The following is a 14,263-nucleotide window of genomic DNA, read 5'->3' as shown; positions in this document are numbered from 1 at the left end:
ACTTCGGGGCGATGCCGGTGAATCAGCGCAGATAGGCCCTGATCACTTTGGTGAGCGTTTCGGTCTCTGCCTGGCGGGTGTGCTCGTCCAGTTGAGGGGAGCCCAGATGCTCCCGCAAATGACCTTCCATGACCTCCGCCATGAGGCCATTGACCGCACCGCGGATGGCGGCAATTTGCTGGAGCACGTCCAGGCAGTCGGTTTCGCCGTCCACCGCCCGCTCCAGGGCGGATGCCTGGCCCTGGATGCGCCGGATCCGGCCCAGCAGTTTCTTTTTTCCGGTGATGGTGTGCGCCATGGGCAGCCATTCTAAGCATGCCCAATATACTGGGGGGGAGTATGTGAAAAGGATCCGACGCATGACACCCCCAGCCTCCCTTGCACCGCATCAGCACACGCATGTCTTCGATGAAGGCAATCCGCTGGCGGAGCGAAACACCCGCTGGGCCGTGCTGCTCACCGTCGTGATGATGGTGGCGGAGATTGCGGGCGGCTACTGGTTCAATTCAATGGCGCTGCTGGCCGATGGCTGGCACATGAGTTCCCACGCCGTGGCGCTGGGCGTGTCGGTCCTGGCTTATGGCGCGGCGAGGCGCTGGGCCCGGGATGGGCGGTTTGCGTTTGGGACCTGGAAGATCGAAATCCTGGGTGGGTTCAGCAGTGCGTTGCTGCTGCTGGGGGTGGCGGGCTTGATGGCGGTGCAGTCGGTGGAGCGGCTGATTGCCCCCAGTCCCATTCACTATCCGCAGGCGGTGGCGGTGGCGGTGCTGGGGCTGGGTGTGAATCTGATTTGTGCGTGGTTGCTGAGAGGCGGGCACCATCACGGCCACGGCCACGGCCACGGCCACGGCCACGGCCACGGCCATGGGCATGGGCATGGGCATGGGCATGGGCATGGGCATGGGCATGGGCATGGGCATGGGCATGGGCATGGGCATGGGCATGGGCATGGGCATGGGCACGGCACTCACGACCACGACCACGACCACGACCACGACCACGACCACGACCACGGCTCCAGCGGCAGTGCTTCCGCCGCGCACCATGACCTCAATCTCCGTGCCGCCTACATGCATGTCCTGGCAGATGCCGCCACTTCGGTCCTGGCCATCGTGGCGCTGCTGGCCGGCTGGTCCCTGGGCTGGGCGTGGCTGGACCCGGTCATGGGGGTGGTGGGTGCCGTGCTGGTGCTGATCTGGGCCCGAGGTCTGATCATCGACACGGGCCGCGTCCTGCTGGATGCGGAAATGGACACCCCCGTGGTCCAGGAAGTGCGGGAGGTGATCCAGGCCAGCCCCTGGCCGGCCACCATCATCGACCTGCATGTCTGGCGGGTGGGGCGCAGCCATTACGCCTGCATCCTGTCCCTCGTCACCCCGACGCAGGCCGAGCCGGAGGATTTCAAGCGTCTTCTGGCCGTGCATGAGGAATTGCGTCACATCACGGTGGAGGTGAACCGCGCCACAATCCCGGCCCTATGAAAACCAACTATCTGCTCGCCGCCATTCTGGTCTCCAGCACCATCGGTGCGTTCATCAGCAGCCGGTCGATGAAGACCGTGTTCTGCCTGATTTCAGCGGTGGTGGCGCTGTATGCGCTGCTGCGTCAGGTGATCTGACGCGGCCACCAGGGCGATCTCCCCGGTAGGGGGGAGGTCCGCGATTCCCCCATTAGAGCGTTCCGAGTCGGCTTCCGAAGGCTGCCGGCGTCTTCGTCATGCGCCTCTGTCTTGCCCCGTTGGCCGGCAAGATCTTCTTGTATCTCCTTGTTTTCGCAGGCATCCCGCCTGCCGATTCGTCTTCGTCCGCCGTCCAACGGGGCGCCGCCGACCGTCCGTCACCCTGCGCTGGCGGATCTCGGGGTACACCCTATGGTGGGATGGCACGTCCGAAGGCTCCGCCCGATAGTGGCGTCATGAGGGGAGATCAAGACATGCGACATCGATTCGCCGCCCACACAATGGGGCATCAGCACCACCAGTTCAGTCTGGTGATGCAGCGCATCCTGCGCCAGACGGAACTGTTGATGCAGCGCCGCGTCTCCGCCGCCGGCACCTCTGCCGAGGCCGAGCATCCTTCACTCGAAGGACTGGAAGTGACGGAATCGACCTGGGACGAGTGGGCGGAAGCCGTGAATCATCAGGACCATTCGCGGGCTCGTTGAGCCATGGATCGCTGATCCATCGGCCGCTCGGACGTCAGCCTTGCTGACGGGCAAACCGGATACTGGCCGCAGGCACGGCGGCCATCGAAGGACCAAAGCTGTTGAGATGACTCAGGATGCGCGTGTGGTGCGCCGAGATCTGAGCGGCGGTGAGTTCACCGTCATCGATGGTGCTGTGCGCATCGGCCGCCAGCGTCACGTCATACCCGGAGGACAGGGCACGCCGCACGGTCGTGTCGACGCAGTAATCACTCTGCAGCCCTCCGATCACCAGATGCCGAATCCCCAGCATGCGCAGCAGCGCATCCAGGTCGGTGCGGTGGAATGAATCCGGGGAGGTCTTGCGGATACGCGGGTCGCCGGCTTTCACGTCCAGGCGGCTGTCGAGCTGCCACGCTTCGGTGCCGTGTTGAAGACCACCGTCTTCGTCGTCCTCATGCTGCACAAAGATCACTGGCACCCCCGCGGCGCGGGCCTCTTCGGCCAAGCCATTCAGGCGTCCAATGACATTGTCGATGTCGTGGCAGGCATAGCGTCCATTGCACATCATGTGCTGGACGTCGATGATGAGCAGGGCAGTGCGTGAAGTCATGGCGGGCAGGGGCTGAACGATCATTGGCACGGGGCACGAGCGTTCAACGGGCGTTTAAGCCCTGCGCACGCTCGGAACGGGACAAGCATACGCCCGCACAGCGCATTCTCAGGCGCTCGGGCGCGATTTCAGTCCCAATGCCCGCGGAAGGAGGGACTCACACGACCCTCAGGTCGGCATCCCCGCCTGGGCCCGCTTCATCTGTTCGCCAAACACTTGCTCCATGGGCTTCTTCTCCGGCAGCACGTAGACGATGCCGCCGCGTTTGCCCATGATGGGCCAGAGCTGGTTCTCGAAGAACTTCACCGGCATGTTGATGCAGCCATAGCTGATGCGGTTGTCCTTCGGCGTTGGGGAAGCCAGTCGCTCCAGTCGACGCTCGGCGGGGTTGGTCACCCGCACGCGGTGCATCGACACGGCGGCTTCATAGTCCACCCACAACACATCTTCATTCAGCGCGTTGCGACCCGGCTGGGCTACAAACCGACCGGCAGCGGTCGTCCGCTCGGAGGGGCGCACCTCGGCAATGGGTCGCAAGCCGATGCCTGCCACGCTGTCATCACCGGCCGCATACCCCAGCAGCACCGGTGTCGCGCCAGCGAGCTTGCCGTCGGGATAAAAGACAAACACCTGGGCCTGACGCTTGTCGAGAATGGCGAATGGACGTCCGCCATGGTCGTAACCGGCCATCACCCAACTGGCGAGTTGCCGGGCCTGCACCGAGGCCTTGACCTTGCCAAAGTCCGCCTTGCCGCCCATCACCACGGTGGGACGGGGCGGAATGTTGCCGGCGGCGCGCAGGGCGCTTTCTTGGGGCACCGGATCGGGCTGCTGGACGGCGCGGGCCTGTTTCATGACATAGGTGGCGGCGGGCCATGCAAGGGCCGCTGCCACCAATCCCAGTGCCAGGCCCTGAGCGGCCCACACCGCGCGCTCGCGGAAGGACTCGGACGTCGGCTTCACCGGCGTGCCGGGCTCCTGGGGTGAATCGCCACCGGGCGAGTCTTCACCGCTGGAATATCCGCTTGATGCGCGCAGCATGGCATCCCCTCAGGCTGACAACCGGGAACGTGGGCCTGTCTCAGACCTTAGTTGCGGTCCGCGCGCGGGGCCGGAGTACCCGCCGAGGTGGGCTCGGTGGGCAGCGGGTCCTGCTGCGAAGCGGCATTCTGGTTCTGCCAGGTGTTGTCCTGGGTTTGCATCTGCTGCTGGCCAGGGGCCGAGTTCGATTGCGACTCGCTGTAGGTCTGCTGCTGCGGGTTGGCGCTGCTGGCTGCCGGATCCGCCGACTGGGCCATGCTCTGCTCGGCCGGCACGGCCTGCTGAGACGGGTCGGTCATGGTGGCCGGCTGTTGCTGCTGCATCGTCTGGGTCTGCGTCGCGTCGGTCTGGTTCTCGACTTGCGCGTAAGCCAGACCCAGCACGCTTGCAAAAGCGGTCAGGGCGACAGCACCGGTCACAAGGGATTTGGTCGGGTTCATCAGTCTCTCCTTTAGGCTTGATTGGCTAAGCCGATCGCTGGATCGGGTAGGAACAACTGTGGACCTTGCGCAGGGGTTTGTGCGTGAGTTGAGGCCGTTAGCGCTTGTAGGACAAAGGGAAGATTTCAGATCGATACAGTTCGGGCGGCGAAACGCAAAGACCCCACCGCCAGCTTCCATACTAGGCGGCAATGCCGCGCCACGCCAGGAATGCCACCGCCAGCAATGCGGGCACCAATGCCAGCCATCCGATCTGCACAAAGGCCAATGCGCCCAGAATGGCGCCGGCCCCGAATGCCAGAATGGGCCACAGCATCTTCTGGATTCGGCTGCGCAGCTCCGGCGAGCCTTTGCCAATCAGGCAATCGGTCAAATCAAGCACCAGTTGGGTCACATTGCCGGTCATGACGGTGTGCGGCGTCAGCTTGCTCAGCAGCAGCCGCCCCATGCCGTTCTGCAGGCCCATGGCGGCGGCCCCCATCAAGCCGGCGGCAATGGCCAGCGGATGTTCCGACCCGCGGATGGGGTGTCCCCACAGGCCGGCCAGCATGAAACCCAGCAACAAAAGCGCCTGCAGGCTCAGCAGCGCACGCACCGCGTTGTAGCCACGGCGCTCGCACGCCAGTGCAATCACCCGCGATGCGGCGACGGCCAGGATGAAGGCCGGAAATGCCAGCAGCTTGAGCAGCACGCCATGGCCCGGGCGCGCCAATTCCGCGCCGATCAACACGAAGTTGCCGGTGACATGCGCCGTGAACAGCCCGAATAGGGCGACAAAGCCGAGGGTGTCGACATAACCGGCCACGGCAGCCATCAACGTGGCGCCCTGGTTGGACGACAGCGGGGCGGCGCCGGAGGAGGCGGGCAAGACGGAGGTCGGGGGAGTGCTCATGGAACTTCGCAACAACAAGGATTGCGTCATCGTGACGAGCTTTGGCCGGATCGTCTTATCCCATTCGGGCATGGGTCTGCGCACAGAGTTCGGGCTGCATGACGAAGACCGGCTGTCGGCAGAGGCCCGTTACAGAAAGGGGTTCAGAAACGAGTCGCGGCCTGGCCCATGGGGCGTCCAAAGCATCCGCCCTCAGAACAATAGGCATCCTCCCTAGCCCCGTGAATGCCCTGATTCGCGCTAAGGCTTCCTTTGCGAGAAAACCCCGACGAGCGCTGTGCGGCATTCGTCACATTCACCGACCTCCAAGGCTGCGCGGCCCGCGCCACGGGCATTCGGCACTCGCACGAACATTCAAGTCGTCATCCGCACGAAGTCGTGCAAACGTGCACAAGTTGTCGCGTGAACGCTATATACGCCCGTACAAGTTGTGGGGTTGTGCTGTTTCGTCAATCCTTGCCGTCAATATGTGCGGTCTCGCGCAGAGCCTCTCAGTCTTTACGGGTTGTAACGAGTGAGCGGTTCCTAACGAAAGCGACTTCCGACTGCTGTCAGGTCGGAGTTTTACGTACATCCTGGCGGCGTTTTAACGCCAGGATTCGCGCCCTGGCCGGCGGCGGACGGAGGGGTCCGCGCGCTGGTGTAGTAACCGAAGAAAAGGCCCGAGGGCCCATTCATCATTTCAGGAGGACCCATGTCTTCAGTGCTGACCGACCCGAGCGTCGCGCCCAGCAGCGCAAGCTGGCTGAGCAAGGAGCGCACGATTGCTGCGCCCGGCTTTAACCGCTGGCTGGTACCGCCCAGCGCGCTGGCCATTCACCTGTGTATCGGGATGGCCTATGGTTTCTCGGTGTTCTGGCTGCCGCTGTCCAAGCTGATGCAGACCGCCGGCACCGGCGCCGCCTGCGGCAAGGACGTGAGCTTCTTCGACCAGCTGTTCACCACCCAGTGCGACTGGACCGTGACCACGCTGGGCCTGATGTACACGCTGTTCTTCGTGTTCCTGGGTTGCTCGGCCGCCATCTGGGGCGGTTGGCTGGAACGTGCCGGTCCGCGCAAGGCCGGTCTGGTGAGCGCTGTCTGCTGGTGCGGCGGCATGCTGATCTCGGCCGTGGGCATCCACACCCATCAGCTCTGGATGATGATCCTGGGCTCGGGCGTGATCGGCGGCATCGGCCTGGGCCTGGGCTACATCTCGCCCGTGTCCACGCTGATCAAGTGGTTCCCGGACCGTCGTGGCATGGCCACCGGCATGGCCATCATGGGCTTCGGCGGCGGCGCGATGATCGGCTCCCCGCTGGCCGTTGAACTGATGAAGAACTTCGCCACGCCCACCGACCCGGGCGTGATGCAGACCTTCGTGGTCATGGCGCTGATCTACTTCGCCTTCATGGTCGCCGGTGCCCTGGGCTACCGCGTGCCGCCGTCGGGCTGGAAGCCGGAAGGCTGGACGCCGCCCGCCGCTGCCGCCAGCAACACCATGGTCACCCAGCGTCACGTGCACGTGAAGAAGGTCTGGGGCATCCCCCAGTTCTGGCTGGTCTGGATCGTGTTGTGCATGAACGTGAGCGCCGGCATTGGCGTGATCGGCATGGCCAGCCCGATGCTGCAGGAAATCTTCGGCGGCTCGCTGATCGGCGTGGACGCGAAGTTCGGTGAACTGGACAAGACCCAGCTGGCCGCCATCGCGGGCATCGCTGCCGGTTTTGCCGCGCTGCTGAGCCTGTTCAACATCGGTGGCCGTTTCTTCTGGGCCACCCTGTCCGACAAGCTGGGCCGCAAGCTGACCTACACGATCTTCTTCGTGCTGGGCGGCCTGCTGTACGCCAGCCTGCCGAGCAGCGCCGCTGCCGGCCACAAGCTGGCCTTCGTGGGCGCCGTGTGCGTGATCCTGTCGATGTACGGCGGCGGTTTCGCCACCGTGCCGGCCTACCTGGGCGACCTGTTCGGCACCCAGATGGTGGGCGCCATCCACGGCCGTCTGCTGACTGCCTGGGCCACCGCCGGCATCCTCGGCCCGATCGTCGTGAACTTCATGCGCGACTACCAGCTGGGCCTGGGCATTCCGCGTGAGCAGGTCTACAACCAGACGATGTACATCCTGGTGGGACTGCTGGTCATCGGCCTGATCGCCAACCTGCTGGTGCGCCCGGTGGCGGACAAGCACTTCATGACCGATGCCGAACTGGCGGTCGAGAAGCAACTGGCCAGCGAGCGTGCCGCCGCCAACGAAGTGGGCAGCGGCCCCGGCACCGGCAAGGCCACCCCGGCCTTCCTGGTGATCCTGGCCTGGCTGGCCGTGGGCATTCCGCTGGCGTGGGGTATCTACCGCACGGCACTGACGGTGGCCAAGCTGTTCGCCTGACCTTGAACCGCCCGCTGCCCGGGGGTGACCCTGGCAGCGTGGCCCGGGGCATGACCCCAGGCGAGCGCGTCCGCGCGTTCGCCCTTATTCTCAGCCTCGCCCCGTCGGCCGCCTGTCATCGGCGCCCCGGGGCGAGCTTCGTTGAGGCCCTTCCGCGGGAAGGGTTCCGACGTCACTGACGCCAGAGCCGAGGACCGGATGAGCGAACAAAAAATCCACTTCTACAAGGGCCCCGCCGGTGGATGGGGCGCACTGCGCAGCGTCGCCAAGCATCTGCAGGAGCAGGGCATTGCGGTGAAGGGTGCCAAGACGCTGCTGTCGGCCAACCAGCCGGACGGCTTCGACTGCCCGGGCTGCGCGTGGCCGGACCGTGACCACCGCTCCACGTTTGAATTCTGCGAGAACGGCGCCAAGGCGATTTCGGCCGAGGCCACCGCCAAGCGCGCCACGCCCGAGGTGCTGAGCGCCCACACGGTGAGCTGGCTCGCGGAGCAGTCCGACTACGACCTGGAAAACATGGGCCGCATCACCGAGCCCATGAAGTACGACCCGGCCACCGACACCTATCAGCGCACCACCTGGGACGAGGCCTTCGCGCTGATCGCCGCGCGCCTGAACGCGCTGGCCGACCCCAACGAAGCGCTGTTCTACACGTCGGGCCGGGCCAGCAATGAAGCGGCCTTCCTCTACCAGCTGTTCGTGCGGGAGTTCGGCACCAACAACTTCCCCGACTGCTCGAACATGTGCCATGAGCCCAGCGGCCAGGGCCTGAAGCCGACCATCGGCATCGGCAAGGGCACGGTGACGCTGCATGACTTCGAGAAGGCCGACGCCATCTTCGTCTTCGGCCAGAACCCCGGCACCAATCACCCCCGCATGCTGGGTGAGCTGCGCGAAGCGTCCAAGCGCGGCTGCAAGATCGTCAGCTTCAACCCGCTGCGCGAGCGCGGCCTGGAGCGTTTTGCCGACCCGCAGAACAAGATGGAAATGGCGACGCTGGGCAGCACGCCGATTTCCTCGCACTACTTCCAGCTGCGCATCGGCGGCGACATGGCCGTGATGAAGGCCCTGTGCAAGCGGGTGCTGGAGCTGGACGATGCCGCCGTGGCCCAGGGCCGCGAGCGGGTGCTGGACGTGGCCTTCATCGAGCAGCACACCGCCGGCTTTGACGCCTTTGCCGACAGCATCCGCGCTGAAACCTGGGAAGCGCTGGAAGCCGAATCCGGCCTGTCGCAGGAGCAACTGTGCGCAGCCGGCGACCTGTATGCCGAGGCCAAGCGCGTGATCATCTGCTGGGGCATGGGCATCACCCAGCATCAGCATTCGGTGGCCACCATCCAGCACATTGCGGCGCTGCTGATGCTGCGCGGCAACCTGGGTCGCGAAGGCGCGGGCGCCTGCCCGGTGCGCGGTCACAGCAATGTGCAGGGCGACCGCACCATGGGCATCTACGAGAAGCCGGCCCCGGCCTTCCTGGATCGCCTGGGCAAGGTCTTTGGCTTCGAGCCGCCGCGTGCGCATGGCTACGGAACGGTCGAGGCCATCCAGGCGATGCTGGACGGCAAGGCCAAGGTGTTCATCGCCCTGGGCGGCAATTTCGCCTCGGCCACGCCGGACACCCTGGCCACCTGGAAGGCGCTGCGCAACACCGACCTGACGGTGCATGTCACCACCAAGTTCAATCGCAGCCACACCATCCACGGCAAGGACGCGCTGGTGCTGCCTTGCCTGGGTCGCACCGAGATCGACATGCAGGCCGGCGGCCCGCAGGGCGTCACGGTGGAGGACTCGATGAGCATGGTGCACATCTCCAGTGGCATGAATGCGCCGGCCTCCGAGCATCTGCTGTCCGAGCCGATGATCGTCGCTCGCATGGCTGCCGCCACGCTCAGGCACAGCAAGACGCCGTGGCTGTGGCTGGTGGAGGACTACAGCCGCATCCGCGACAAGATCGAGGAAGTGTTCGACGACTTCAAGGGCTTCAACGAGAAGATCAAGACGCCCGGCGGTTTCCGTCTGCGCAACACCGCCAGCGAGCGCGTCTGGGCCACGCCCACCGGCAAGGCCACCTTCATCCCGTATGCACTGCCCACCGATACGCCGGTGCATCAGGCGCGTGAGCGCCTGCGCGAGCACAAGACGGTGGTGTTCAACCTGGCCACCGTGCGCTCGCACGACCAGTACAACACCACCATCTACGGCATGGACGACCGCTACCGCGGCGTCTGGGGTCATCGCCGGGTGGTCTTCATCCATCCGGAGGATCTCAAGGCCATCGGCATGAAGGCCGGCGAGTGGGTGGACATCACCAGCGTCTTCAGCGACGGGCAGGAACGTCGTGCGGAGAAGTTCGTGCTCATCGAGTACGACATTCCGCGCGGCTGCCTGGCCAGCTACTTCCCGGAGACCAACAGCCTGGTGCCGCTGTCCAGCGTGTCGATCGGCGCGGGTACGCCCACGTCTAAGTCGATTCCGGTGGTGCTGACGCTGCGTCCGCAGGACACGCCGATCCCGCAGGATCAGGCGCGGTCGGTGGAAGGTGCAGCGGTTTGATGCGCAGACGGTCCAGTGTCCGAGGCCGCTGACGGAATCGCCGATGAGCCTGCGTTCGAAACCCAGGCTCGGCTGGCCTTGCAGGCCCTGGCGGAGCTGGACGGCGGCAAGGGCGTGTCCCTGCCCCGTCTGGCCAAACGCACCGGTCTGCGGGTCAGCGTGCTGCTGCGCCTGTTCACGCTGCTGAGCGACGCCCGGGTCGGTGACACCGCCGGTCCTGGCTGGGTGCGATTGGTGCTCGAAGAGGACGGCCGCTGGATGGCCAGCATGACAGCAGCCGGGCGAGGGGATCCCGAACAGTGGGATCATTCCGCCCCATGAGCAGCAGTTTCTCCACTCCTTCAGGCGCATGCGCGCTGCCCGATCCGAATGCCGCGACCCGCGATGGCGAGGCTGGCGATGCCGGTGAAGCGCCGCTGCCCGCCGCGCTGGTCAGCGTCCGTCCGACCCGGCTGGGCGGCCCTGCGCGCGGGGACGAGGAATGGGTGGCCGAGGAAGTGCCGATCGCCCTGGAGTACAACGGGCTCTCGCATGCGGTGATGCTGGCCACGCCACTGGATCTGGAAGATTTCGCGCTGGGCTTTTCCCTGAGCGAGAACCTGATCGGCTCGCCGGCAGACCTGCTGGACGTGGAGGTGCAAACCCGTCCGCAAGGGGTGGCGCTTCAGTTACGAGTGACGGCGCGATGTGAGCTGATGCTCAAGGAACGCCGTCGCACCCTGGCGGGGCGCACCGGCTGCGGGCTGTGTGGCACCGACAGCCTGGACCAGGTCTTCCGTCCACCGAGCCGCCCGCTGGCGCCGCTGGCGGTGGACCGGGAGCAGTTGATCCCGGTGTTGTCCCGCGCGATGCGGGAACTGTCGGAGGCGCAGCCACTGCAGCAGCGCAGTGGCGGCATTCACGCGGCCGCCTGGTGCAGTCCGGCCGGTGAGGTGCTGATGGTCCGGGAGGACGTGGGGCGCCACAACGCGCTGGACAAGCTGGTGGGCGCACTGGCCCGCGCGCAGGTGGACACCGCGCAGGGCTTTGCCGCGGTGACCAGCCGGGCCAGTTTCGAGATGGTGCAGAAAGCGGCCGGGGCGGGGATCTCGCTGCTGGCGGCCGTGTCCGCGCCGACGCATCTGGCCATTCGCACGGCCCAGGCCTGCGGGCTGACTCTGGCCGGTTTCGTCCGCGAGGGGCGAGCGACGCTCTACAGCTGAGCTGAGCTGAGCTGAGCTGAGCTGAGCTGAGCGGGGCTGTACTCAGTCAGCGCTCAGAATTTGCAACCCAGGCCCAGATGGGCCGAGACCTCCACGGTGGTGTCGCCGTTCTGGCTCTTGCCGAGCTTGGACGGAAGGCGAAAGCGTGTGGCGCACTCGGTGGCATCGAGCCCCATGCTGCGAAGGAACTGCTTGGGCGCTTCCATGCCGACGCTGATGGCGTGATGGGCGCGCTTGGGCGGCGGGCCGATGACGCTCGGTTCGCGCGGCAATTCCACCAGCTGGATATCCGGCATCGCGACCAGCTTGTTGCGGGTCTCTGCGGCCGAGGCGGATCGCCAGTCCTGGGCGCTCAGGGGCAGACGCATCGACAAGCGCGGCCGCAGGCTGAGCCAGCCGGGGGAGGGCAGCGAAGAGGGAGCGGCTTCCGCGCTGGCCGGAGGGATGGGGACGGTGGCGACGATCGCTGGGGCCGCGCCGGTTGCGGTATCCAGGTCAGTGACCGTGGCCATGGTCGAGGCAGCGATGGAGGACGTCGGCGAGGTCGTTGCCGATGAAGCACCGGCCGGCAGCGTTGTTGAAGGGCCTGCGAAGGCGGTTGCACCCTGGACTATTCCGCCGGGCTGCATGACCGCAGATCCGCCGCTCGAGCCAGCCACCGACAAGGGGGCAATCCGTGCGACTGCCACCGCGACGCTGGTGGCCGAAGACGGACGGGCGCTCGACGCCGCCGCGCCGTCCGCTGACCACACGGGCAGCGCCACGGCACTGAGGGCCGCCATGCCTGCCACTCGTCCCCACGCCCTGCGCATCCTGCGCCGAACAACCTTGGCCATATGACCTCCCCGACCGTGTGATCCCAGCCGCAGAGACTGATCCTGCTGACTGAAGGCGGCCTGAAGTCTTGGCCCTTCGGCCTAGGTGAAATCACCGGTAGATGGGGAAGACCCTGGGCGGCGGGGGCTGGGCCAAAGAAAAAGGGGCCGTGTCTACGGCCCCGGGTTGTCGAATAGAGGTCCTCGACCGCCTTAGGTCACCAACCCCAGCAGTCTCGGCAGCGCCAGGGACAAGCCCGGCCAGTAGGTCACCACCAGCAGGAAACCGAGCATGGTCAGCAACCAGGGCCAGACGGCCACCGTCAGCTCGGTGATGCCCATCTTGGTGATGCCCGAGGCCACATACAGGTTGAGCCCCACCGGCGGATGGCACAGCCCCACCTCCATGTTCACCGCCATCAGGATGCCCAGGTGCACCGGGTCCACGCCCAGCTTGGCCGCCACCGGGAACAGGATGGGCGCCATGATCAACACGATGGCCGCAGGGTCCATGAAGTTGCCCGCGCCCAGCAGGATCAGGTTGACCAGCAGCAGGAACACCACCAGCCCGAAGCCCTGTGCCGACATCCAGGCCGCCATGGTCTGCGGAATCTGCTCCGAGGCCATCAGGAAGCTGAACAGCACCGCATTGGTGATGATGTAGAGCAGCATCGAGCTCATCGCCGCTGCCTTGAGCAGCACGCGCGGCACGTCCTTCAGGCTCATGTCCTTGTAGACAAAGACCGAGATGATGAAGGCATAGACCGCCGCCACCGCCGCCGCTTCCGTGGGGGTGAACTTGCCGCTGTAGATGCCGCCGATCACGACCACGATCAGCATCAGGCCCCAGAAGCTTTCGCGGAAGGCCTTGAAACGCTCGGCCCAGGTGGCGCGCTCCATGCGGGGATAGTTGAACTTCTTGGCGCGGTACCAGGTGGTGATGCCCAGCAGCACCGACAGCACCAGCCCTGGCACCACGCCCGCCATGAACAGTTGCCCGACCGACGCCGTGCCCACCGATTCCCCGTTGGGGCCCGTGGCCGACATGCCGGCCGTGGCGATGGAGAACATCACCAGGTTGATCGACGGCGGGAACAGGATGCCCAGCGCTCCGGACGTGGTGATCACGCCGGCGCCGAATTGCTTCGGATAGCCCTGCTTGGTCATCGCCGGCAGGATGATCGAGCCGACCGCCACCACCGTGGCCACGGACGAGCCCGAGATGGCCGCAAACATTGCGCAGGCCAGCACGCCGGCCAGCCCCAGGCCGCCAAACCAGTGGCCGATCATGGTCGTGGCGAAATGGATGATCCGCCTCGCCACCCCGCCATGGGTCAGGAAGTTGCCCGCCAGGATGAAGAAGGGCACCGCCATGATCTCGAACTTCTCGATGCCGGTGAACAGCTTCAGGGCGACCGATTCGATCGGCACCTGCGTCATCGTGAAGAGATAGGTCAGGACCGTCAGGCCCAGCGAGATGGAGATCGGCATGCCGGTGAGCATCAGCACCACCAGCAGGGAGAAGATGATCAGGGTGTTCATGGACGCAGCTCCTCCTGGGCCAGCGCCGTCGGCGTTGCCGGCGACGGGTTGTCGTCGATGCCTTCCACATGGCCGTGGTCGGCATGGGGCACGTCACCGGTGCGGATGAAGTGCCAGCACACCTGCAGGAAACGGAAGCACATCAGGTAGCTGCCCAGCGGCACGCAGGCATAGGCGATCCACGTGGGGATCTCCAGGTCCGGCGACGTCGGGCCTTCCGGAATCTCGCCCGGGTCCCGGCCCAGCGCATGCAGGAAGGCATAGTGGGCGCCGTTCTCCCAGACGAAGGTGGCGCCCAGCGTGCCGATGGTGGCGGTGAATACCGCGCCGGCCAGCAGGCTGAAGATCACCAGGTACTTCGCATGCTCGGGCTTGAGCTTGCGCACGATGACGTCCACGCCCACGTGGGTGCCGGCCCGCACACCGTAGGCCGCGCCGAACTTGGCCATCCACACAAACATGTAGATGCACAGCTCCTGCGCCCAGCTCACGTCGATGCGGATGATCCAGTCCTGCAGCACCGGCACGCCGGCGAGGAAGCGGTGCAGCACCGCCATCGCGATCACCAGCGTCGCCGCTGCCATGAGGAGGCTGATCAAGCTCTCCTCCAATCGATCCAGCCATTTCATAAGAGTCCCCCAGCCCCGCAGCAGGCGGC

At 65.7% G+C, this 14,263-nt stretch carries 16 protein-coding genes; 8 read left to right on the top strand and 8 right to left on the bottom strand.

From position 1 onward, the window contains the following. Positions 1-22 precede the first annotated feature (22 nt). Positions 23-298, bottom strand: coding sequence for a metal/formaldehyde-sensitive transcriptional repressor (locus tag DES44_RS15810; protein WP_058933777.1), 276 nt, complete (start codon positions 296-298; stop codon positions 23-25). Positions 299-359: 61 nt separating this feature from the next. Between DES44_RS15810 and dmeF the strand changes: the two genes are divergently transcribed. The 3 genes from dmeF to DES44_RS15800 all read left to right on the top strand — a co-directional run bounded on the left by dmeF (position 360) and on the right by DES44_RS15800 (position 2,163). Then, entirely contained in the window at positions 360-1,481 is a 1,122-nt protein-coding gene (gene dmeF, locus DES44_RS15805) for a CDF family Co(II)/Ni(II) efflux transporter DmeF (RefSeq protein ID WP_058933778.1), read from the top strand. Beyond that, positions 1,478-1,618, top strand: coding sequence for a hypothetical protein (locus DES44_RS25115; RefSeq protein WP_157592931.1), 141 nt, complete (start codon positions 1,478-1,480; stop codon positions 1,616-1,618). Before dmeF ends, DES44_RS25115 begins: the two co-directional genes overlap by 4 nt. 314 nt (positions 1,619-1,932) lie before the next feature. Then, entirely contained in the window at positions 1,933-2,163 is a 231-nt protein-coding gene (locus DES44_RS15800; RefSeq protein ID WP_147307111.1) for a hypothetical protein, read from the top strand. A gap of 34 nt (positions 2,164-2,197) precedes the next feature. Here DES44_RS15800 and DES44_RS15795 read toward each other — a convergent pair whose 3' ends face one another. The 4 genes from DES44_RS15795 to DES44_RS15780 all read right to left on the bottom strand — a co-directional run bounded on the left by DES44_RS15795 (position 2,198) and on the right by DES44_RS15780 (position 5,128). Beyond that, complete coding sequence (locus DES44_RS15795; RefSeq protein WP_058937180.1) at positions 2,198-2,755, bottom strand: cysteine hydrolase family protein; 558 nt, start codon at positions 2,753-2,755, stop codon at positions 2,198-2,200. A gap of 168 nt (positions 2,756-2,923) precedes the next feature. Continuing rightward, the gene (locus DES44_RS15790) at positions 2,924-3,796 is read right to left on the bottom strand and encodes a hypothetical protein (RefSeq protein WP_232309919.1); all 873 of its coding nucleotides are present in this window, start codon (positions 3,794-3,796) and stop codon (positions 2,924-2,926) included. A 47-nt stretch (positions 3,797-3,843) separates the two neighbouring features. After that, the gene (locus tag DES44_RS15785; protein ID WP_058933780.1) at positions 3,844-4,236 is read right to left on the bottom strand and encodes a hypothetical protein; all 393 of its coding nucleotides are present in this window, start codon (positions 4,234-4,236) and stop codon (positions 3,844-3,846) included. Positions 4,237-4,417: 181 nt separating this feature from the next. Continuing rightward, positions 4,418-5,128, bottom strand: a complete 711-nt coding sequence (locus DES44_RS15780; protein WP_058933781.1) for a YoaK family protein — start codon at positions 5,126-5,128, stop codon at positions 4,418-4,420. A gap of 694 nt (positions 5,129-5,822) precedes the next feature. Here DES44_RS15780 and DES44_RS15770 point away from each other — a divergent pair. The 4 genes from DES44_RS15770 to fdhD all read left to right on the top strand — a co-directional run bounded on the left by DES44_RS15770 (position 5,823) and on the right by fdhD (position 11,248). Next, a complete protein-coding gene (locus tag DES44_RS15770) occupies positions 5,823-7,493 on the top strand; it encodes an OFA family MFS transporter (RefSeq protein ID WP_058933782.1) in 1,671 nt (556 codons plus the stop codon). Positions 7,494-7,691: 198 nt separating this feature from the next. Next, the gene (locus DES44_RS15765; RefSeq protein ID WP_058933783.1) at positions 7,692-10,046 is read left to right on the top strand and encodes an FdhF/YdeP family oxidoreductase; all 2,355 of its coding nucleotides are present in this window, start codon (positions 7,692-7,694) and stop codon (positions 10,044-10,046) included. A 15-nt stretch (positions 10,047-10,061) separates the two neighbouring features. Further along, on the top strand, positions 10,062-10,367 hold the full coding sequence (locus DES44_RS15760; protein ID WP_310732369.1) for a hypothetical protein: 306 nt from the start codon (positions 10,062-10,064) through the stop codon (positions 10,365-10,367). Beyond that, positions 10,364-11,248 (top strand): formate dehydrogenase accessory sulfurtransferase FdhD, encoded by an 885-nt coding sequence (gene fdhD, locus DES44_RS15755; RefSeq protein ID WP_083525313.1) that lies wholly within the window; start codon positions 10,364-10,366, stop codon positions 11,246-11,248. The genes DES44_RS15760 and fdhD overlap by 4 nt, the downstream gene beginning before the upstream one ends. A gap of 53 nt (positions 11,249-11,301) precedes the next feature. On the opposite strand, the gene DES44_RS15750 is transcribed toward fdhD, so the two are convergent. After that, a complete protein-coding gene (locus DES44_RS15750; protein ID WP_116001653.1) occupies positions 11,302-11,760 on the bottom strand; it encodes a hypothetical protein in 459 nt (152 codons plus the stop codon). On the opposite strand from DES44_RS15750, the gene DES44_RS15745 reads away from it, so the two are divergent. After that, positions 11,753-12,088, top strand: a complete 336-nt coding sequence (locus DES44_RS15745) for a hypothetical protein (RefSeq protein ID WP_147307110.1) — start codon at positions 11,753-11,755, stop codon at positions 12,086-12,088. The genes DES44_RS15750 and DES44_RS15745 overlap by 8 nt on opposite strands. Before the next feature lie 188 nt (positions 12,089-12,276). Here the strand turns inward: DES44_RS15745 and DES44_RS15740 are convergent, their stop codons facing one another. Both DES44_RS15740 and DES44_RS15735 read right to left on the bottom strand, forming a co-directional pair. Continuing rightward, a complete protein-coding gene (locus tag DES44_RS15740; RefSeq protein ID WP_058933786.1) occupies positions 12,277-13,605 on the bottom strand; it encodes a TRAP transporter large permease in 1,329 nt (442 codons plus the stop codon). After that, on the bottom strand, positions 13,602-14,234 hold the full coding sequence (locus DES44_RS15735; protein ID WP_058933787.1) for a TRAP transporter small permease: 633 nt from the start codon (positions 14,232-14,234) through the stop codon (positions 13,602-13,604). The genes DES44_RS15740 and DES44_RS15735 overlap by 4 nt, the downstream gene beginning before the upstream one ends. Positions 14,235-14,263 lie beyond the last annotated feature (29 nt).

Source organism: Roseateles depolymerans (assembly GCF_003387155.1).
GTDB lineage: Bacteria > Pseudomonadota > Gammaproteobacteria > Burkholderiales > Burkholderiaceae_C > Roseateles > Roseateles depolymerans.
This window is presented reverse-complemented; position numbering and strand designations above follow the sequence as displayed.